The following is a 19,059-nucleotide window of genomic DNA, read 5'->3' as shown; positions in this document are numbered from 1 at the left end:
GGAGACATTCGCCATGCACAGCACACTGTCCCGGCGCCGCCTGCTGGGGCTCGGCGCAGCCCTGGGTGCCGGCGCCGCGTTCGCCGGCCCGGCCGCCGCGAACGCCTGGGCCGCGGCGCCCCGGCCCCGGGGCCCGGGGGCGTGGCCGGTCAGGATCGAGCTGCCGACCGGGTTCCACCCGGGCGGTGTCGCCGCCGGCCGGCTGCCCTACGCGTACTACGGCTCCCTGTTCGGCGGGGAGATCTACCGGGCCGATCTGGCCACCGGGCGGGGCGAGGTGATCTCCCCCGACCTGGGCGAGGGCAACAGCGCGGCGGGCATCGCGCTCGACTGCCGCGGGCGGCTGTTCATCAGCGGCGCCTACAGCGGCCTGGCGCGGGTGATGGACGTGACCACCGGCCGGGACCTCGCCTCGTACCGGCTGGGCGGTGAGGGCACGGTCGTCGCCGATGTGGCGGTGCTGGCGGACGCGGCCTACGTCACCGACGCCTTCCGCCCGGTGCTGTACCGGATCCCGCTGGGGCCGCGCGGTGAACTGCCGTCGGCGCGGCAGGTGGAGAGTGTGCCGCTGTCCGGTGACTGGGTGCAGGGCGCTCCGGGCGAGGTGACGGCGCTGGGGATCTCGCCGACGCCGGACGGCCGGGCGCTGATCGTGGTGCACCTGCTCGCCGGGGGCGCTCTGATGCGGGTGGATCCGGCCACCGGCGCCGCCCTGCGGATCCCGCTCGGCGGCGCCGTGCTGCCGTCCGGCAACGGCATCCGGCTCGACGGCACCACCGCGTACGTCGCCCAGCGCGACGCGGTCGATGTGCTGCGGCTGGACGCGGCCGGCACCCGTGCCGTGCCGGTCACCCGGATCACCGACCCCGACTTCGACGGGCCGTCGGCCGTCGCCGTCCACGGCGACCGGCTCTACGTGTCGAACTTCGGCCCGACGACGCCGACCCACCAGACCCCGTACCACTCGACCGCCGTGCCCCTGGTACGGCGCACCCACCGCAGCGCACACACACAGGAGGAGACGGCATGAGCGAGACCACCAAGGGCCAGGGCGGGACGCGGGAGCAGCGGGTCGCGCTGGTGACGGGCGGCACCAGCGGCATCGGTCTGGAGATCGTGCGGCGGCTGGCGTCGGCGGGGACGCCGGTGCATCTGTGCGGTCGTTCGCAGGAGACGGTGAGCAGCACGGTCAAGGAGCTCGTGGAGGAGGGCCTCGCGGTCACCGGCTCGGTGTGCGACGTGCGGGAGCAGGAGCAGATCGCGGAGCTGGTGCGCACGGTCGTCGAGCAGCACGGTCCGATACGGATCCTGGTCAACAACGCCGGCCGCAGCGGCGGGGGTCCGACCGCGGAGATCACCGACGAGCTGTGGACCGATGTCATCGCCACCAATCTGACCAGTGTCTTCCGGGTCACCAAGGAAGTGTTGACGGCGGGCGGGATGCAGGAGGCGGGCCGCGGCCGGATCATCAACATCGCCTCGACGGGCGGCAAGCAGGGCGTGGTCCTGGCGGCCCCGTACTCGGCGTCCAAGCACGGTGTGGTGGGCTTCAGCAAGGCGCTCGGCCTGGAGCTGGCCCGTACCGGCATCACCGTCAACGCGGTGTGCCCCGGTTTCGTCGAGACGCCGATGGCGGAGAAGGTCCGTGCCGGTTACGCGGGCGCGTGGGGGGTCACCGAGCAGGAGGCGTACGAGCGCATCACCACCCGGGTGCCCAACGGCCGTTACGTGCAGGTGCGGGAGGTCGCCGCGATGGTCGAGTACCTGGTCGGCGAGGACGCGGCGGCCGTGACCGCGCAGGCGCTCAATGTCTGCGGCGGCCTGGGCAACTACTGACCGGCACGTCCTCGAGAGCAGGGAGCACCTGGTGATGAGCACTCAGCGACGCGTGGCCCTGGTGACGGGTTCGTCGACGGGCATCGGCGAGACGGTGGCCCGCAGGCTGGCCGCCGAGAACATCAGCGTCGTCGTCAACTCGGCGCGTTCGGTGGAGGCGGGCGAGAAGGTGGCGGCGTCGCTGCCCGACGCCCTGTACGTCCAGGCGGACGTCTCGGACGAGGACCAGGCCCGCCGGCTGGTGGCCCGTGCCGTCGAGCACTACGGGCGTCTGGACATCCTGGTCAACAACGCCGGTGTGACGCGGGCGGTTCCGCACGCGGATCTGGAGGCGGCGAGTCCGGCGGTGTGGCGGGAGATCTTCGATCTGAACGTCTTCGGCACCTGGCAGACGACGGTGGCCGCGATGCCGGCGCTGCGCGAGAGCGGCGAGGGCGTGGTGGTCAACGTCTCCTCGGTGGCCGGCAGCCGGCCGACGGGCAGTTCGATCCCGTACGCGGTGAGCAAGGCGGCCGTGGAGCACATGACCCGTCTGCTCGCGGTGGCGATGGGCCCCCAGGTGCGGGTCAACGCGGTCGCGCCGGGTCTGGTGGAAACGGGCTGGACCGAGGGCAGCGACTTCTTCGCGGCCATCGCCGAGCAGGTCGCCGCGGTCGCCCCGCTGCGGCGTGTGGGCCGGCCGGAGGACGTCTCGGAAGCGGTCCTGTCGCTGATCCGTGCCACGTACACGACGGGTCAGGTCCTGATGGTCGACGGGGGCGGCACCCTGGTCCGCTGACCTGCCCCGGCCCCTGTCCCGGTTTCCGTGCGGGCGGGGGCCGGGGCTTCGTCGGCACACGGTCCGGGGCGGTGAACGGGGCCCCCGCCCCGGCAGGGGGTCCGGGGCGGGGGTGTCTCGGGGGCTCAGGTGCGCAGGCCCGCCTTCTCCAGGGCCTGGGCCGCGGCCGCCAGGGTGTGCTTGCGCGCATTGAGGGGCGTGTCGTTCGCGGAGATGAGGACGCTCAGCGTGGTGACGCCGGCCCGGGCCCAGGCGTGCATGCGGTCCGCGATGCGGCCGACGGGGCCGAGGAGGGCGGTCGCGTCGATGAAGTCCAGCGGGATCGCTGCGGCGGCGCCGGGGCGGTCGCCGGCGGCCAGGCGGTCCTGGAAGGCGTCGATGCCGGCGTCGAAGCCCATGCCGCGGGCGAGCCGGCAGTAAAAGTTGTCGGCGCCGCCGATGGCGAGCAGCCCGGTGTAGTGCGTGCGCAGCGGTGCGGCGGCCTGTTCGAGGTCGTCGGCGACGGACACGGCCGTGTAGGGGATGACCTCGAAGCCGTCGAGGGTCCGTCCGGCGCGTTCGCGGCCGGCGGCGAGCCGGGTGACGGAGTCGGCGACGAGCTGCGGGGTGGTGAAGCCGCTGACCCAGCCGTCGGCGATCTCCCCCGCCAGGCGCAGGCTCTGCGGGCCGACCGCGCCGAGGTAGACGGGGATCGGGGTGTCGGGCCGTTCGGTGAGGACGGTCAGCGGCGCGCCGCCGAGGCCGTGGGCGGGCAGCTTGAAGTGGGTGCCGTCGTAGCGGACGGGGCCGCCGGCCAGGGCGCGGCGGACGATGTCGACGTATTCGCGGGTGCGGCCCAGGGGGTGGGCGAAGTCGACGCCGTACCAGCCGTCGGAGACGTGCGGGTTGGACACGCCGAGGCCGAGGCGGAAGCGGCCGCCGCTGAGGGCGTGGAGGGTGGCGGCGGACAGGGCCGCGGCGCCCGGCGGGCGGGCGGGGATCTGCATGATGCCGGAGGCGAGCGCGATGCGGCTGGTCAGGCCGGCGGCCAGGCCCAGGACGCTGACGGCATCGGACTTGAGGCCTTCCGAGGCGAACGCGATGTCGTAGTCGAGGCGTTCGGCCTCGCGGGCCAGTTCGCCGGCCCCCTGGTAGGGGAGGTTCACTGCCAGGCGCATGAGCGGTGTCCTTCTGGTGGGCGGGGGCGGTCAGGCCGGCTGGGGGGCCAGGGCCGTGGTGGTGTGCAGCAGTTCGCGGGCGCGGTCGGTGTGGAGCCGGTCGTCGTCGGGGGTGCGGGGCCGGGCGGGCAGCAGCGCGGCGGCGGTGTGACGGCCGAGTTTCACGGAGCGGTGGCGGCAGGCGATCGTGGTGAGGCCCTTGCCCGGGCCGGTCTCCAGCAGCAGGTGGCGGCCGGTGGACAGGAGTTTGTCGAGGGTGGGCCAGAAGTGCACGGGGGCGACGGGGTGGCCGGCCCACAGGGCCGGGTCGGCGACGGTGTCCGCCTCCAGGCGGGTGCGGGTGAAGGCCGACCACAGCGGGAAGAGCGGCGGGTGGGCGGTGATCCGCCGGTACAGCGTCAGGTCCCTGAACAGCGGTGCGAGGACCGGGCTGTGGAAGGGGTGGTGGGCGGCGACCGGCAGGGTGGTGATGCCCGCGCCGCGCAGGTCGGCCGCGATGGCCCGCAGGGGGGCGCTCAGGCCGGCGAGGACGGTCTGCCGGGGGGCGTTGCGTGCGCCGATCGCGATGTGGGGGTGGCGGGCGAGGAAGGGGCGCAGGTCGTCGGGGGTGCCGGCGACGGTCAGCATGCCGCCCGGTTCGGTGGGGGCGATGCGGGTGACCCGGTCGTGCATGACGGCCACGGCGTCCTCGAGGGTGAACACGCCGGCCAGGGTGGCCGCGGCGAGTTCGCCGACGCTGTGGCCGAGGAGCGCGGCGGGGCGTACGCCCCAGGAGAGCACCATGCGGCCGAGCGCGTAGTCGAGGGTGAACAGCAGCGGCTGGGCGCGGCGTACGTCGTCGATGCCGATGGCGGGCTGCTCGGCGAGCCAGTCGTCGCGCAGCAGCTCGCCGTCGGGGAACAGGGCCAGGCACCGGTCGACGGCGTCGGTGAACGCCGGGTCGCTGTCGTAGAGTCCGGCGGCCATGCGCGGGTACTGGGCGCCCTGGCCGGGCAGCAGCAGCACCACGTCGCGGGGCGCGTCGAGCAGGGTGTCCATGCGCGGGCCCTTCTGCGGTGTCCGGGTGGTGGCGTCAACCTGCCGTGGGGGCGTGGAGGTTCGCTCGAGGACCGGTCCAGTCCCCGGCCGGGGCCGGGTGCCCGTCCCGAGTGCGGCTCGAGGAGGGGTCCATCGTGCGGGGCGAGGCTCGGCCGGTGCCGGTTGCCCGGCGAGGTACCCCAGGAAGGATGCGACGGTGCGGTGGGACGACGTCTATCTGCGCGCCTGCGCCACCCGGCTGCCGGCGGTGATGCCCGCCGAGGAGGCGGTCGCCCGTGGCCTGGTCGACGCGGTGTCCGTGCGGCGTATGCAGAGCACGGGTGTGACGGTGGGCGAGCAGAGCCCGCCGGACATGGCGGTCGCCGCGGCCCGTACGGCTCTGGGGCGTTCGGGTGTGGTGCCCGACGACATCGCGCTGCTGCTGCACGCGTCGCTCTACCACCAGGGCTACGACATGTGGGCGCCGGCGTCGTACGTCCAGCGGCTGGGGGTGGGCAACCGCTGCCCGGCGATGGAGGTGCGTCAGACGTCGAACGGCGGTATGGCCGCACTCGAGCTGGCGGCCGCGCATCTGACGGCCACCGGGGCGCCCGCGGCGATGATCACCACGGCGGACCGGTTCTGCGCGCCGGGCATCGACCGCTGGCGCACCGATCCGGGCACGGTCCTGGCGGACGGGGCGACGGCGACGGTCGTGGCCCGCGGGCGGGGTTTCGCGCGTCTGGTGTCGCTGGTGCTGGTGTCGGAGCCGGGGCTCGAGGAGATGCATCGGGGCGAGGACCCGCCGGGTGACGCGCCGCTGGCGGTGCGCTGCCCCGTCGACTTCGAGGCGACGACCCGGGTGTACCTGCGCACCGCGGAGGGGCAGCGGTCGGTCGCGCGGATGGCGAACGCGCAGACGGAGACGATCGAGCGGGCCCTGGAGGAGGCCAAGGCGCAGCAGGCGGACATCGACTGGTTCGTGCTGCCGCACCTGGGCCGGCGCCGTCTGGATGTGAACTTCTTCCGCCGTTACGGCATCGACCCCGAGCGGACGCTGTGGTCCTGGAGCCGCGGGATCGGGCATCTGGGGGCCGGTGACCAGTTCGCGGGTCTGACGCATCTGGTGGAGAGCGGGCGGGCGCGGGCGGGGGCGCGGGCGCTGCTGCTGGGTGTGGGCGGTGGCTTCACCTGGTCGGCGGCGGTCGTGGAGTTCACCGACGTGCCCGCCTGGCCGGCGTCCGCCGCCGCTCAAGCAGACCTGTAGCGCCTCGCCGCAGAGTCCGGAAGGTATGCCGCCCCGCCAACCGGGGCCGGCTCACGAGAGGGAGAAGATTTTCATGACCATCGATGATCTCCGCAGGATCCTCGTCGAGTGCGCCGGTGAGGACGAGACCGGGAGCCTGGACGGGGACATCCTGGACACCCCGTTCGCCGACCTCGGTTACGACTCGCTGGCGCTGATGGAGACCGCGGGCCGGATCAAGCAGGAGTTCGGTGTGGTGATCGCCGACGAGGACATCGCGACCGTGGAGACTCCGCGGGTGCTGCTCGACACCGTGGCGGAGCTTTCGCGTTCCGTCGCCGCCGCATGAGCGGGCGGCGCCGGACGGTCATCACGGGCATCGGGGTCCTGGCCCCCGGCGGCGACGGTACGGAGGCGTTCTGGGACCTGATGACGTCGGGCCGTACCGCGACCCGCCGCATCGCCGCCTTCGACCCGTCCGAGTTCCGCTCCCAGGTCGCCGGCGAGGTCGACTTCGACGCGGCGGCGCACGGGCTGAGCCACCGTGAGACCCGCCGTCTCGACCGTGCCTCGCAGTTCGCGCTGGTGACCGCGCGTGAAGCGCTCGCCGACAGCGGCCTGGACCTCGATGCGGCCGACCCGGCGCGGACCGGGGTGAGCGTCGGTACGGCGATCGGCGCGGCCACCAGCCTGGAGCGGGAGTACCTGGTGCTCTCCGACACCGGCAGGAACTGGCTGGTCGACCACGCGTACGCGTCCCCTCATCTGTTCGACTACTTCACGCCGGCGACGATCGCCACCGAGGTCGGCTGGGACATGCGCGCGGAAGGGCCGGTCAACACCGTCTCCACGGGCTGCACGTCGGGCATCGACGCGGTGGGCAACGCCCATCAGCTGATCAGCGAGGGCAGCGCGGACGTCGTGTTCGCGGGGGCGACGGAGGCGGCGATCACGCCGCTGGCGGTCGCCTGCTTCGACGCGATCAAGGCGACGACGCCCCGTAACGACGATGCGGCCACCGCGGCACGCCCGTTCGACGCGACCCGTAACGGGTTCGTCATCGCCGAGGGGGCGGCCATGTTCGTCCTCGAGGAGCTGGAGCACGCCCGGCGGCGCGGGGCGAAGATCTACGGCGAGATCGCCGGGTACGCCAACCGCTGCAACGGCTACCACATGACGGGTCTGAGCCCCAAGGGCCGGGAGATGGCCGAGGCGATCGGCGCGGCGATGGACGAGGGCCGCGTCGAGCGCGACGGCCTGGACTACATCAACGCGCACGGCTCGGGCACCCGGCAGAACGACCTGCACGAGACGGGCGCCTTCAAGCGGGCGCTGGGCGAGCACGCGTACACGACGCCGGTCAGCTCGATCAAGTCGATGATCGGGCACTCGCTCGGCGCGATCGGTTCGATCGAGATCGCGGCCTGTGCGCTGGCGATCGAGCACGGTGTCATCCCGCCGACGGCCAATCTGCACGAGAAGGACCCCGAGTGCGACCTCGACTACGTGCCGGTGACGGCGCGTGAGGCCAGGGTCGACACGGCGCTGACCGTCGGCAGCGGCTTCGGCGGGTTCCAGAGCGCGATGGTTGTCCGCAGGCTGCAAGGAGCGACGCGATGACAGTGGTGTTCACCGGGCTCGGCGTCATGGCCCCCAACGGGCAGTCCACCGAGGAGTTCTGGACCGCGACGCTGGAGCAGCGCAGCGGTATCGGCCCGCTCGAGCGGTTCGACGCCCGCGGCTACCCGTCCCGGCTCGCCGGCCAGATCCGCGACTTCAAGGCCGCGCAGGCGCTGCCGGGCCGGCTGCTGCCGCAGACCGACCGGGTGACCCGGCTGGCGCTGGTGGCGGCACAGGCGGCGATCGAGGACTCGGGTATCGACCTCGAGTCCGTGCCGGACCTGGACATGGGGGTGATCTCCTCCAACGCCCACGGCGGTTTCGAGTTCACCCACCGTGAGATCCAGAAGCTGTGGACCAAGGGGCCGGAGAGCGTCAGCGTCTACGAGTCGTTCGCCTGGTTCTGCGCGGCGAACACCGGCCAGATCTCGATCCGGCACGGGATGCGCGGCTCCGGCAGTGTGCTGGTGGCCGACCAGTCGGGCGGTCTCGACGCGCTCGCGCTGGCGCGGCGCACCATCCGCCGCGGCACGCCGCTGACGATCGCGGGCGGGGTGGAGTCCTCCTACGACCCGTGGGGCTGGGTGTCGCACCTGGCCACCGGGCGGATCAGCGAGGCCGACGACCCGCAGCGCGCGTTCCTGCCCTTCGACACGGCGGCGAGCGGTTACGTGCCGGGCGAGGGCGGCGCGTACCTGATCCTTCAGGACGCGCAGGCGGCCCGGGAGCGTGAGGGCGCGTGCGTCTACGGCGAACTCGCCGGTCATGCGGCCACGTTCGACCCGCGGCCGGGTTCCGGCAGGCCGCCGGCGCTGGCCGCCGCGATCCGCGGGGCCCTGAAGGACGCGCGGATCACGCCCGAAGAGGTGGACGTGGTGTTCGCGGACGCGAGCGGTGTGCCGGAGCTGGACCGGGTCGAGGCCGAGGCGCTCGCCGCCGTGTTCGGGCCGTGCGGGGTGCCGGTGAGCGCGCCCAAGGCGCTGACGGGCCGGCTGTACGCGGGCGGGGCGCCGTTGGACGTCGTCGCCGCGCTGCTGTCGCTGCGTGACCAGATCATCCCGGCCACCGCGCACGTCACCGACGTGCCGGACGAGTACCGGCTGGACCTGGTGACGGGCCGGCCGCGGCGGGCCGAGCTGCACACGGCGCTGGTCGTCGCCCGCGGCAACGGCGGCTACAACTCGGCGATGGTGGTGCGCTCGTGAGGATCCTTTTCGCCGCGGCGCCCGGTTACGGGCTGATGCTGCCGCTGGTGCCGCTGGTGTGGGCGGCGCGGGCCGCCGGGCACGAGATCCTGGTGGCCACCACCGCCTACATGACGAAGGTCGGCGCCGAGTCGGGCCTGCCGATCGCGAACGTGTTCCCGCGGCGCGACGTGGGCGCGGACCTGATGCTCGCCGCCGCCGGCAAGGCCCCCGGGCCCGGCTCCGCCGATTTCGAGGACCCGGACCTGCCCACGGGCTACTGGGAACTGGCCGGGCGGCTCAAGCCGTTCGAGCTGTTCACGCTCGCCTCCACCGGCGGCACGATCACCGCGGGCCGCGACTTCGGCGCCGAGCTGATCGTCTACACCTCCGACCACCAGGCCGGCCGGATGGCGGCGGTGGCGCTGGGGATCCCGGCGCTGGAGGTCGGCAACCGGGTCTCGTGGTCGATGCGTGATCCGGAGGTGACCGGCACCTCCGGTCACAACGACCGCAGCGGCATCGTCGCCGACGACTCCCCCGTGGTGGCCGCGCTGCGCGCCGAGCTCGGCATCGGCGACCGTGAGCCGGAGCTGATCGCCCGGATCGACCCGCGGGCGCCGAGCATGGGCGGTCTGGCGCACGACGAGCCGGACGTCCGCGACGGCACCCCGTGGTGGCCGATGCGCTACGTGCCCTTCAACGGCGGTGTGGAGCTGCCCGCGTGGGCGCTGGTGCGGCCCGAGCGGCCGCGGATCTGTCTGACGCTGGGCACGGTCACGCCGCTCCTGTCGGACGGCGGCGCGCTGGCGTCGCTGCTGCAGGGGCTGGGCGAGCTGGACGTCGAGGTGATCCTCGCCGACCACTCGACGGACCTGTCCAAGCTCGGGGAGCTGCCGGGCAATGTGCGGGTGGCGGGCTTCCTGCCGCTGTCGACGTTCCTGTCCACCTGCTCGCTGGTGGTGCACCACGGCGGCTCGGGCACGATGGCGACCGCGCTGCACTACGCGGTGCCGCAGCTGGTCCTGCCCGGCGGTTCCGACAATCCGCTGGTGGCGCGCCGGGTGGTGGACCGCAAGGTCGGTCTGATGCTCGATCCGGCGGAGGCGGACGGGCCGCGGCTGCGGGCCCTGGTCCAGCAGCTGCTCACCGAACCGGCGTTCGCCGGCGCGGCGGCCGAGGTGAGCGCGGAGATGGCCGCCCAGCCCAGCCCCGCGCAGGTACTGGACCGTGCCGTGCGGTCCGTGACCGCGCAATCCATGACGTCTTGACCTCAGGAGATTCCCGTGACCCCGACCGTGGCGACCGCCCCGTCCACCGACCTCGACATCAGTGCCCTGTACGCACAGGTGCAGCAGTTCTACGCCGGCCAGGTGCGCCACCTGGACACCATGCGGGCCGAGGAGTTCGCCGCGTCGTTCACCGGTGACGGTGTCTTCGACCACCGTCCGGGCGCCGACCCGCTGGTGGGGCGTACCGCGATCGCCGCGGCGATCCGGGAGTACCAGAACACCCGGCACGCCGCCGACCCGGTGCAGCGCCGTCACTGGTTCAACATGCTGCAGGTCTTCCCCCAGGACGACGGCACGCTGCGCACCGAGTACTACGCGGTGGTGCTGCAGACGCGGCCCGGCGTCTCGGAGCCGATGGTCGGGCCGAGCTGCTTCGTCACCGATGTCCTGGCCTACGAGGACGGTGAGCTGCGCACCAAGTTCCGCAAGGTCAGCCCGGACTACGTGGTCTGACACCGCGCCGGGCGCACCGGCACGAGGAGAGGGGCGGCCCGCCGGCGGGCCGCCCCCTTTTTCCTTGTGCGGGTGGTGTTCAGGCCAGGCAGCAGGGCAGCCGGCCGTGGTATTCGATCATCTCGCCGAGCGCCGTCTGCATGACGGGCATGGGCAGCGGGTCGGTTGCCGGGGTGCCGTCCAGTTCGGCGTAGGCGCGGTGCAGGTTGGGCACCAGGCGTTCGCTGTCCAGGAGCGTGCCGTAGGGGCCGAGGTCGGCGTCGCGGGCGGCCTCGACCGGGGTGCGGCCCGCGCGGTGGCCGTCGCGGGCCAGTTGGAGGACCAGCCGCAGATAGCCCTCGGTCTGCTCGAACACCTCGGGCCCGGCGAGGGGGCCGTGGCCGGGGACGATCGTGGTGGCGCCGAAGGCCCGCAGCCGTTCCATGGCCGCCAGGGAGCCGGTGATCGAGCCCATCAGGCAGAACGGTGTCACCCCGTTCATGACCAGGTCGCCGGTGAACAGGACCTTCTGTTCGGGCAGCCACACGACGGTGTCGTTGGAGGTGTGCGCGGGGCCGATGTGCTCCAGCTCGGCGCGCACCGATCCGACGTGCAGGGTGAGGCGGTCGGTGAAGGTGAGGGTGGGCGGGGCGAGTTCGATGTCGCCCCAGTCGACGTCGGGCCACAGGCCGGTCAGGTGCAGGCCGGCGGCGATCATCTCGCTGCGGGTGCGTTCGTGGCCGATGACGAGCGCCTCGGGGAACAGGTGGTTGCCGAAGGCGTGGTCGCCGTGGAAGTGGGTGTTGACGACCGTGCGGGGGGCGCTCGCCCCGTTCAGGGCGAGGGCGGTGGTGCGCAGGTGCCGGGCGCGGGAGTCGGTCGCGGCGGTGTCGACGAGGGCGCTCTCGCCGCCGGAGACGATGATGCCCGCGTTGTTCAGGCACCAGCCGCCGGGCGGCTGGAGGTAGGCGTGGACGCCCGGGGCGACCTCCGTCGCCCGGCCGGGGGGCGCGGGGGCTCGGGCAGGGACGGTGGTGCTGGACGGCACGGCCTCTCCTCACGGCAGACGGCGGGAACGGGCCGAGTCTGCTGCGGGCCGCTTGTGGCGTCCTCGACCCTCCAGGCGCATTTGAGCGGATCGCGACCGGCCGGTCAGAGCGTTGCGAGGTGACGGCCCGCCCCGGGGCACGCCGAGCAGAAGGAGCCCAGATGACCGACGAGTTCCGGCACGGGTCCGGTGTGGCGGACGCCGCGCGCACTGTCGCCCGGCTCGCCGCCGAGCGGGCCGAGCAGGCCGAGCAGGCGCGCCGTATGGACGCGGATGTGCTGCGCGCCCTGGTCGGGGCGGGTTTCGCCCGGCACTTCGTGCCCGCCGCGCACGGTGGCGCCGCGGCGACGTTCACCGAGCTGGCCGCGGGCATCACCACGCTCGGCGCGCGCTGTCCGGCGACCGCGTGGAGCGCGTCGATCGTGGCGAGCCTGTCGCGGATGGCCGCCTACCTGCCCGAGGCCGGGCGCAAGGAGGTCTGGCGCGAGGGCCCCGACACGGTGATCGTCGGCTCCGTGTCCCCGGTGGGCCGGGCCCGTGCGGTGGACGGCGGCTGGCGGGTCGGCGGCACCTGGCCGTACGTCAGCGTCGTCGACCACTCCGACTGGGCGCTGGTGACGGCCCCGGCCGCGGCGGGCGAGGGGCGGCCCCTCCCCCGGCTGTTCGCCCTGCCCCGCGGCGCCTACCGCACCGAGACCACCTGGTCGGACGTCGGGATGCGCGCGAGCGGCAGCAACACGCTGATCGCCGAGGACGTGTTCGTCGCCGACGAGCTGAGCTTCTCCGCACAGGACCTTCTGACCGGGCGGGCACCGCAGGGGGTGGAGGGCTGCCACGCGGTGCCGCTGCCGGCCGTCAACGGCCTGTTCTTCACCCTGCCGATGCTCGGTGCCGCGCAGGGCGCCCTCGAGCTGTGGTCGGCGTCCACGGCGCCCAAGCTGGCTTCCGCCTCCTACACGCCGGGCCCCGGGCCGGGGCGCGGCTTCTACGAGGAGACGCTGGCCCGCTGCTCGGGCGAGCTGGACGCGGCCCGTCTGCTGCTGGAGCGGGTCGCCCGGGTCGCGGACCGCGGCACGGCTCCCACGCCGCTGGAGACGGCCCGCGCGCAGCGTGACTGCGCCCTGGCCGCCGAGATGCTGGTTCGGGTCGTGGACCGGCTCTTCGCGGCGTCCGGTACCAGCGGGCACAGCGTGAACACTCCGCTGCAGCGGCTGTGGCGCGATGTGCACTCGGCGGCCGGGCACGTGGTGCTGCAGCTGGGTCCGGCGGCGGCGGCCTACGCGGGCCGTGCGGCGGGTGAGCGGTGATGGCCGCCCGCCGGTGGCCGGTGCGGGTGGTGCGGCGGTGCCTGCGGCCGGTGTGGCAGGGTCTGGTGGCCTGCGGCGGGGTGTATCTGGCGGGTGAGAGCACGCGGACCGCGGCGCAGCGGCCGCCGTTGCTGCTGCGGCCGCCCGTGGGGCATCCGGAGCGGCTGCGGCCGGATGTGCCGCTGACGGCGCTGGAGCGGGCGCTGCTGGAGGAGTGGCAGCGGGCCGGCTGACCGGCCGCGGCCCGTGCGGGCACACCGAGAACAAAGAAGAGAAGGGGCCCGGCGGACATCTGTCCGCCGGGCCCCTTCTCTTCTTTTCGGTGTGTGCCGTGGTGCGGCGGGCTCCTACCAGCGCAGCAGCAGCTGCCGGGGGCCGCGGACCAGGGAGCCCTGGCGCCAGGGGACCTGTGCGGCGGGGACCGCCAGGCGCAGTGCGGGGAAGGCGCGCAGCAGCGAGGCGAGGGCCACGCGCAGTTCCAGGCGGGCGAGTTGGGCGCCGGTGCAGTGGTGCGGGCCGTGGCCGAAGGCGACGTGCGGGTTGGGGCTGCGTTCCAGGTCGAGCACGTCGGGGTCGGGGAAGACGTGTCCGTCGCGGTTGGCGGAGATCATCGCCGCGATGACCGAGGCGCCCTCGGGAAGGACGGTGCCGCCGACGTCGATGTCCTCGGTCGCCAGGCGGGGCAGTACGTCCCCGCCGCCGAGGGCGATGTAGCGCAGCAGTTCCTCGACGGCGGTGTCCAGGTGCTCGGGGTGGTCCACCAGCCAGGACCAGCGGTCGTGCTCGAGCAGCGTGTAGACGAAGTTGGAGATCTCGGCGGCGGTGGTCTCGTAGCCGGCGAGCAGGAGTGTGCCCGCCAGGCTGATGAGTTCGGCCTCGGTGAGCCGGTCCTGGTCCTCGTCGCGTGCGGCGATCATCTGGGACATCAGGTCGTCGCCGGGGCGCTCCCGCAGCCGGGCGATGTGCCCGGTCAGGTAGGTGCCGAAGGCCTCGCCGACCTGTTGCATCTCCTGCGGGTCGACCGCGCCGTTGCTGAAGGCGACTTCGGCGACCCGCTGGAAGTAGTGCCGGTCGCCGGGCGGGACGCCGAGCAGTTCGCAGATGACGGTCATCGGCAGCGGCATGGAGAAGTGGGCGACCAGGTCGACCGCCTCGCCGCCGGCGGCCCGGGCGCGCAGGCCGTCGACGAGATCGTCGACGATCTGCTGGATCCGCGGCCGCCGGCGCTGGATGCTGCGTTCGGTGAACGCGGCCGCGACCAGGCGGCGCAGCCGGGTGTGCTCGGGCGGGTCCATCGCCAGCAGGTGTCCGGGGGCGGTGACCTCCCGCACGGTGCGGGGCACGTCCTTGCCGACGGTGGCGGCCCGTGAGAACCGCCGGTCGGCGAGGACCTGTTTCACGTCGGCGTACCGGCTGACGAGGTAGCCCTCGCCGCCGTAGGGGAGGCGGACCCGCTGGACGGGGCAGCGGTCCCGCAGGCGGGTGAACTCCTGCGGGACCTCCAGCGGCGGGCCGGGTTCGGTGTCGAAGGGGAACGCCGGCGCGTGCCCGGCGGCCGCCGGGCAGGTGTCCGCCTGCCCGGCGGCGGCCGGTTCTGGGGCGGTGTGCCCGGCGGTGGCCGGTGCGGGGGCCGCCGGCCGGGGGGCGGTGGTGGTCACGCCGGTTCCTTGGCGGGGGCGGGAGCCGCGGCGGCCGAGGCGGTGGTGGTGGGCCTGGGGGTCACCACCGCGGTCGGGATGCGGCTGCTGCGCGGCCTGCCCAGGCGCAGCATCAGCGGCCGTTCGACGTAGCGGCACAGGAGCAGGCCGAGTGCCTGGGTGACGACCAGGGTGGCCAGCACGATGCCCCAGCCGGCCCAGAGTCCGAACTTGGCGGTGGGGCCGACGACTTCGCGGGCGATGGCGAGGACGGGCCAGTGCACCAGGTAGGTGGCGTAGGAGGCGTCGCCGAGGGCGACCCAGCTCTTGCGGGCCATGAACGAGGAGCGGCCGTCGATGTCGCGCAGGGCGATGAGGGGGATGAACAGGCAGACGGTGATGGACATGATGCCGCTGCTGGCGTAGGTGGCGGGCAGGGCGCCGTCGACGGCGAGCCAGACCAGGTAGGTGGCGACGGCGGTGGCGAGGAAGATCCAGCGGCCGCGGATCCTGGGCCACCAGCCGGTCTGCACGATGCGGGCGAGGACGACGCCGAGGAGGAACTCGGGCAGACGGCTGAGGGGCAGGAAGTAGACCATCCACGCCTGGTCGAAGGAGAGCGGCGCCCAGAACGGCCAGACGGGGCCGCCGACGACGGAGTTGATGACGGCGGGGATGGCGATGACGAGGCCGACCAGGACGGCGAACGCGGCCCACAGGCGGTTGGCCGGAATCTTCAGCAGCGGCCGGATGAACAGCGGCAGGGCGAGGTAGAAGGCGATCTCGCAGGAGACCGACCAGTTGATGCCGTAGACGCTCATCAGGTAGGCGGGGTCGGGGATCCAGGCCTGTACCAGGAAGAGGTTGGCGACGGCCGGGCCGACGTCGGTGGGGCCGATCATGGCGAGGGGGCCGACGACGGCGAGCAGGATCAGGGTCAGTGCCCAGATCACGACGTGGCCGGGGAAGATCTTCGCGGCGCGGGCGCGCCAGTACCGGCCCAGCCCGTTGCGCCAGGACTCGCCCCAGGTCAGGACGAAGCCGGAGAGGATGAAGAACGACGCCAGGGCGGTGGTGCCGTAGGGCCAGATGTGGCCGAGGTTGTTGACGTACTCGCTCTCGAAGAAGCGGGCGGCGGCGAGTGTGTGGGTCCAGAACACCGCGTTGAAGAGGATGAAGCGGTAGCCGGTGAGCGAGGGGAGTTTCGCTATGCCGGCGGACGATGTCGATGTGGGCGAGGAGGGGACGGACATCCCGGTCGCTCCCGTCGTGTGTGGTGGGTTTCTGGGACTGGGTGGTGCGGCGGTGCTCAGGCGGGGCGGACGGACAGGGCGTGGCGGAAGACGCCACGCGGGTCCCACTTCGCCTTGATGCGCTGCAGGCGCGGGTAGTTGTCCTTGTAGTAGAGGTGGTGCCAGGGCACCCCGGAGGTGTTCCAGCGGGGGTCGGCCAGGTCGATGTCCGGGTAGTTGATGTAGGCGCCGTCACTGCCGCGGCCCGGGACGGGCACCCCTCCGGTGGCGGCGAACACGTCCCGGTAGGTGCGGCGCAGCCAGTCGATGTTGACGGCGTCGGCCTCCGCGTCCTGCCAGGTGTTCATGAAGATCACGTTGAGGACCGAGTCGCGGTGCGCGCTGGCCGTGGCGCCGGCGGGGAGGGTGTTGGTGCGGCCGCCGTAGGACTGGAGGGACACCGAGGCGCTGTCGTTGCGGTGGTCGGTGGAGTTCAGGTGCGTGAAGAGTGCGTCGGTCTGGGCGCGGGTGAGGGCGCGGCGCAGATAGGCCGACTTGATCTTGTGGCGGCCCTTGTCGGTGTCCTGCGACTCGGCGAGCGCGATTGTCGCGGTCAGCCACGGCTCGCTCGCGGTGTCGGTGATGTAGGGGGTGACGCCGACGCCGTCGGTCAGCGCGCTCACGTAGCGGTCCAGCAGTTCGCGGGAGCCGGGGAGGGTGCCGTCGAGGTGGGTGAAGGCGATGGCGCTCTGCCCGGGGTCGTTGTCCTTCAGCCGGCCGGGCAGCACCAGTCCGCTGTAGAGGCCGGTGTACGGCGAGGCGGGGTCGCTGTTGTCCTCGTGCCACCGGCCGTGGTTGTGCAGCAGACGGCCGAAGGCGGCCTGGTCCATGCCGTCGCGGGGGTAGATCACCGCGTTGGAGACGATGGTGGCGGGCGGGCGGGGCAGCAGGTGCGCGGGGTCGTCGCCGTGGGCGTTCGGGGAGCGGAACCAGTAGCGGGTGACGATGCCGAAGTTGCCGCCGCCGCCTCCGGTGTGGGCCCACCACAGGTCGCGGTGCGGGTCACCGGGCTCGCGGGTGGCGACGACGGCGCGGGCGCGGCCGAAGGCGTCGACGACGACGACCTCGAGCGCGTACAGGTGGTCGGCGGCGAGGCCGAAGGCGCGGCTGAGCGCGCCGTATCCGCCGCCGGTGATGTGGCCGCCGAAGCCGACGGTGGCGCTGGCGCCGCCGGGCAGGGTGACGCCCCAGCCGTAGTACAGGCTCTTGTACACGTCGATGAGCTGCGCGCCGGCTTCGACCATGAAGGCGCGCCGCCTCGGGTCGTAGGTGACGGCGTTCATGGCGGCGAGGTCGATGACGACCTGGACGGCGGGGTCGCCGACGACGTTCTCGTAGCAGTGGCCGCCGCTGCGTACGGCGATGCGCCGGCGGCGCTGTACCGCGTGGCCGACGGCGTGGACGACGTCGGCGGTGGTGGCGGGGAGGCAGAAGGCGTCCGGGGTGGCGGTGAAGCGCTTGTTGCTGCCGCGTACCGACAGGGCCGCGTAGCGCGGGTCGTCGGGGGTGACCCGAAGTGCCGGGGCCGGGGCCGGGGCCGGGGCGGGGGCGGGGTCGGTGGCGGCGCGGGCGGCGGGTGCGAGGCCGGTGGTGGTGAGGCCGGCGGCGGCGCCCGCCGTGAGCGCCTGGGCGACGAAACGCCGACGGCTCGGAGCAGTCATTGTGACCGTGCACCTTTCTGGGTGGGTCGGGGGGCGGCGGTGAACAGGTCGGTCCGCACCTGGACGGGTACGGGTCCGAAGGCGATACGGGAGGTGAGGTGGGCGCCGAGCGGGGTGCGGGTGACCAGGGCGGCGGCGCGGGAGCGCAGGTAGGTGGCGGCGGGTCCGGCGGTGCCGAGGAACGCCTTGGCCTGCAGGCGCTGGACGCGGGTGACCCGGGCGGCGGCGGGTGCCCGCAGCCGCTGGAAGGGGGCGAGCCGTTCGCGGGTGCACCGGCCGGCGGCGAGCGCGTCGAGGAGGACGGGGTGCAGGGTGGCGGCGTCCTGCAGGGCGAGGTTGATGCCCTGGGCGCCGAGCGGGCCGTGGGTGTGGGCGGCGTCGCCGGCCAGGACGAGGCCGTCGCGTACCCATTCCTCGGCGTCGGCGGCGAACACGTCCAGCAGGGCCAGGTCGCTGAGGCCGGTGAGGTGTCGGTGCAGGAGGTCGGCCAGTTCGGGGACGGCGGCGGCCAGTTCGTCCCTGATGGGGGCGATGCCGCCGGCCGTGGCCGCCTGCCAGCCGCCGTGCGGCAGGGCCCAGCCGACGCGGAGCCGGTCGGGGTGGGTGTCGTGGACGAGTACGGCGGTGCCGGCGGCGCGGTGGATGCGGACCCGTCCGGTGGCGCGGCCGGGCGCGGGCAGGGTGAACCAGACGATGTCCTGGTCGAAGGCCTCGCGGCGGCCGGCGCCGATGCCGGCGAGGGTGCGGGTCCGGGAGAAGCGTCCGTCGGCGGCGACGACCACCCGGGCGGGCACGGTGGTGCGCGTTCCGGCGGGGCCGGTGAACACCGCCCCGGTGCAGCGGCCGCGGTCGTCGCGCAGGGCGCTGATGCGGTGGCCGGGCAGGTGGGTGAAGCCGGGCAGCCGGTGGCAGGCGGCGAGGAGTTCTTCGAGCAGGTGGCGTTGGGGCAGGGCCAGGAGGCGGCCGTAGGGGGGCTCGAGGCGCCGGTAGTCGATGTCGAGCAGGACGCGGCCGCGCTCGAGGACCTGGAAGCCGTCGAGGGTGCGGGCGCCGCGGCGGCTCGCGCTGTCCAGCACGCCCAGCTGGTCGAGGATGCGCTGTCCGCCGGGCTGGAGGATCTCGCCGTGGAAGTCGCGCCGGTAGGTGGTCGACTTCTCGGCGAGGGTGACCCGCACCCCGGAGCGCAGCAGCATCAGGGTCAGGGCGAGCCCGGCCGGGCCGGCGCCGACGACGAGGACGTCGGCGGGCCCGGGGGTGTGCCCGGTCGCCCTGTCCGGCCCGGCCGGTCTCACACCGCGGTCCGCGCGGACAGGGCCCGGTTGATCAGGGCCAGGTAGTCGCGGGGGGTCTCCGCCTCGTCGAGGCCCTCCTCGTCGAGGGTGACGTCGTAGTCGCGTTCGATGCGGCCGGTGGTCTGCAGCAGGGCCAGCGAGTCGTAGCCGAGGGCGAGGAAGGGGACGTCGAGGACGTCGCCGTCGAGGTCGACGCCTTCCTCGACGCCGGCGCACTCGCGCAGCAGGGTCTTCAGGTCGTCCAGTTCCAGGTGGTCCAT

Annotated in this window: 19 protein-coding genes; 11 read left to right on the top strand and 8 right to left on the bottom strand. The window is 73.7% G+C overall.

All coding sequences use genetic code 11. The annotated features are described in order from the left end of the window. The first annotated feature begins 13 nt into the window (after positions 1-13). Genes SPRI_RS35165 through SPRI_RS35155 form a run of 3 tightly spaced genes read left to right on the top strand, consistent with a single transcriptional unit; the run spans position 14 to position 2,614 of the window. Positions 14-1,030 (top strand): NHL repeat-containing protein, encoded by a 1,017-nt coding sequence (locus tag SPRI_RS35165; protein WP_050791651.1) that lies wholly within the window; start codon positions 14-16, stop codon positions 1,028-1,030. Next, the gene (locus SPRI_RS35160) at positions 1,027-1,836 is read left to right on the top strand and encodes an SDR family NAD(P)-dependent oxidoreductase (RefSeq protein WP_005321681.1); all 810 of its coding nucleotides are present in this window, start codon (positions 1,027-1,029) and stop codon (positions 1,834-1,836) included. Before SPRI_RS35165 ends, SPRI_RS35160 begins: the two co-directional genes overlap by 4 nt. Positions 1,837-1,870: 34 nt before the next feature. Continuing rightward, positions 1,871-2,614 carry an SDR family NAD(P)-dependent oxidoreductase gene (locus SPRI_RS35155; protein WP_037775588.1) on the top strand — a complete coding sequence of 248 codons (744 nt, stop codon included), beginning with the start codon at positions 1,871-1,873 and terminating at the stop codon, positions 2,612-2,614. Between the two features lie 125 nt (positions 2,615-2,739). Here the strand turns inward: SPRI_RS35155 and SPRI_RS35150 are convergent, their stop codons facing one another. Together SPRI_RS35150 and SPRI_RS35145 are read right to left on the bottom strand one after the other, a co-directional pair. Beyond that, positions 2,740-3,771, bottom strand: coding sequence for an LLM class flavin-dependent oxidoreductase (locus tag SPRI_RS35150; RefSeq protein ID WP_005321676.1), 1,032 nt, complete (start codon positions 3,769-3,771; stop codon positions 2,740-2,742). A 30-nt stretch (positions 3,772-3,801) separates the two neighbouring features. Continuing rightward, positions 3,802-4,809, bottom strand: a complete 1,008-nt coding sequence (locus tag SPRI_RS35145; protein ID WP_005321673.1) for an acyltransferase domain-containing protein — start codon at positions 4,807-4,809, stop codon at positions 3,802-3,804. A gap of 196 nt (positions 4,810-5,005) precedes the next feature. Between SPRI_RS35145 and SPRI_RS35140 the strand changes: the two genes are divergently transcribed. The 6 genes from SPRI_RS35140 (at position 5,006) to SPRI_RS35115 (ending at position 10,583) form a co-directional block, all read left to right on the top strand. Next, positions 5,006-6,055 (top strand): ketoacyl-ACP synthase III family protein, encoded by a 1,050-nt coding sequence (locus SPRI_RS35140; protein WP_005321670.1) that lies wholly within the window; start codon positions 5,006-5,008, stop codon positions 6,053-6,055. Positions 6,056-6,128: 73 nt separating this feature from the next. Next, positions 6,129-6,383 (top strand): acyl carrier protein, encoded by a 255-nt coding sequence (locus tag SPRI_RS35135; RefSeq protein ID WP_005321667.1) that lies wholly within the window; start codon positions 6,129-6,131, stop codon positions 6,381-6,383. After that, positions 6,380-7,654, top strand: a complete 1,275-nt coding sequence (locus SPRI_RS35130; protein ID WP_005321663.1) for a beta-ketoacyl-[acyl-carrier-protein] synthase family protein — start codon at positions 6,380-6,382, stop codon at positions 7,652-7,654. The genes SPRI_RS35135 and SPRI_RS35130 overlap by 4 nt, the downstream gene beginning before the upstream one ends. Further along, on the top strand, positions 7,651-8,859 hold the full coding sequence (locus SPRI_RS35125) for a ketosynthase chain-length factor (RefSeq protein WP_005321660.1): 1,209 nt from the start codon (positions 7,651-7,653) through the stop codon (positions 8,857-8,859). The genes SPRI_RS35130 and SPRI_RS35125 overlap by 4 nt, the downstream gene beginning before the upstream one ends. Beyond that, positions 8,856-10,109 carry a glycosyltransferase gene (locus SPRI_RS35120; RefSeq protein ID WP_005321657.1) on the top strand — a complete coding sequence of 418 codons (1,254 nt, stop codon included), beginning with the start codon at positions 8,856-8,858 and terminating at the stop codon, positions 10,107-10,109. The genes SPRI_RS35125 and SPRI_RS35120 overlap by 4 nt, the downstream gene beginning before the upstream one ends. 15 nt (positions 10,110-10,124) lie before the next feature. Then, complete coding sequence (locus SPRI_RS35115) at positions 10,125-10,583, top strand: nuclear transport factor 2 family protein (protein WP_005321655.1); 459 nt, start codon at positions 10,125-10,127, stop codon at positions 10,581-10,583. Between the two features lie 79 nt (positions 10,584-10,662). On the opposite strand, the gene SPRI_RS35110 is transcribed toward SPRI_RS35115, so the two are convergent. Then, a complete protein-coding gene (locus SPRI_RS35110) occupies positions 10,663-11,610 on the bottom strand; it encodes an MBL fold metallo-hydrolase (RefSeq protein ID WP_005321652.1) in 948 nt (315 codons plus the stop codon). A gap of 161 nt (positions 11,611-11,771) precedes the next feature. Between SPRI_RS35110 and SPRI_RS35105 the strand changes: the two genes are divergently transcribed. Both SPRI_RS35105 and SPRI_RS35100 read left to right on the top strand, forming a co-directional pair. Further along, positions 11,772-12,917, top strand: a complete 1,146-nt coding sequence (locus SPRI_RS35105; RefSeq protein ID WP_050791650.1) for an acyl-CoA dehydrogenase family protein — start codon at positions 11,772-11,774, stop codon at positions 12,915-12,917. Further along, positions 12,917-13,150, top strand: a complete 234-nt coding sequence (locus SPRI_RS35100; RefSeq protein ID WP_037775585.1) for a DUF6059 family protein — start codon at positions 12,917-12,919, stop codon at positions 13,148-13,150. Before SPRI_RS35105 ends, SPRI_RS35100 begins: the two co-directional genes overlap by 1 nt. Before the next feature lie 114 nt (positions 13,151-13,264). Here SPRI_RS35100 and SPRI_RS35095 read toward each other — a convergent pair whose 3' ends face one another. From SPRI_RS35095 to SPRI_RS35075, 5 genes are read right to left on the bottom strand one after another with little or no spacing between them, the layout of a single operon-like run. Further along, positions 13,265-14,575, bottom strand: coding sequence for a cytochrome P450 (locus SPRI_RS35095; RefSeq protein WP_005321644.1), 1,311 nt, complete (start codon positions 14,573-14,575; stop codon positions 13,265-13,267). Continuing rightward, on the bottom strand, positions 14,572-15,807 hold the full coding sequence (locus SPRI_RS35090; protein WP_005321642.1) for an acyltransferase family protein: 1,236 nt from the start codon (positions 15,805-15,807) through the stop codon (positions 14,572-14,574). Before SPRI_RS35090 ends, SPRI_RS35095 begins: the two co-directional genes overlap by 4 nt. 56 nt (positions 15,808-15,863) lie before the next feature. Continuing rightward, positions 15,864-17,507: an FAD-binding oxidoreductase gene (locus SPRI_RS35085; protein ID WP_005321640.1), complete on the bottom strand. Its 1,644-nt coding sequence runs from the start codon at positions 17,505-17,507 to the stop codon at positions 15,864-15,866. Continuing rightward, a complete protein-coding gene (locus SPRI_RS35080; RefSeq protein WP_050791649.1) occupies positions 17,504-18,799 on the bottom strand; it encodes an FAD-dependent monooxygenase in 1,296 nt (431 codons plus the stop codon). The genes SPRI_RS35085 and SPRI_RS35080 overlap by 4 nt, the downstream gene beginning before the upstream one ends. Next, positions 18,796-19,059: an acyl carrier protein gene (locus SPRI_RS35075; protein WP_053556631.1), complete on the bottom strand. Its 264-nt coding sequence runs from the start codon at positions 19,057-19,059 to the stop codon at positions 18,796-18,798. Before SPRI_RS35075 ends, SPRI_RS35080 begins: the two co-directional genes overlap by 4 nt.

The sequence above is a fragment of the Streptomyces pristinaespiralis genome (assembly GCF_001278075.1).
GTDB classification, from domain to species: Bacteria; Actinomycetota; Actinomycetes; order Streptomycetales; family Streptomycetaceae; genus Streptomyces; species Streptomyces pristinaespiralis.
The sequence above is the reverse complement of the archived record's forward strand: the minus strand, read 5'-3'. Positions and strand labels throughout refer to the sequence as shown.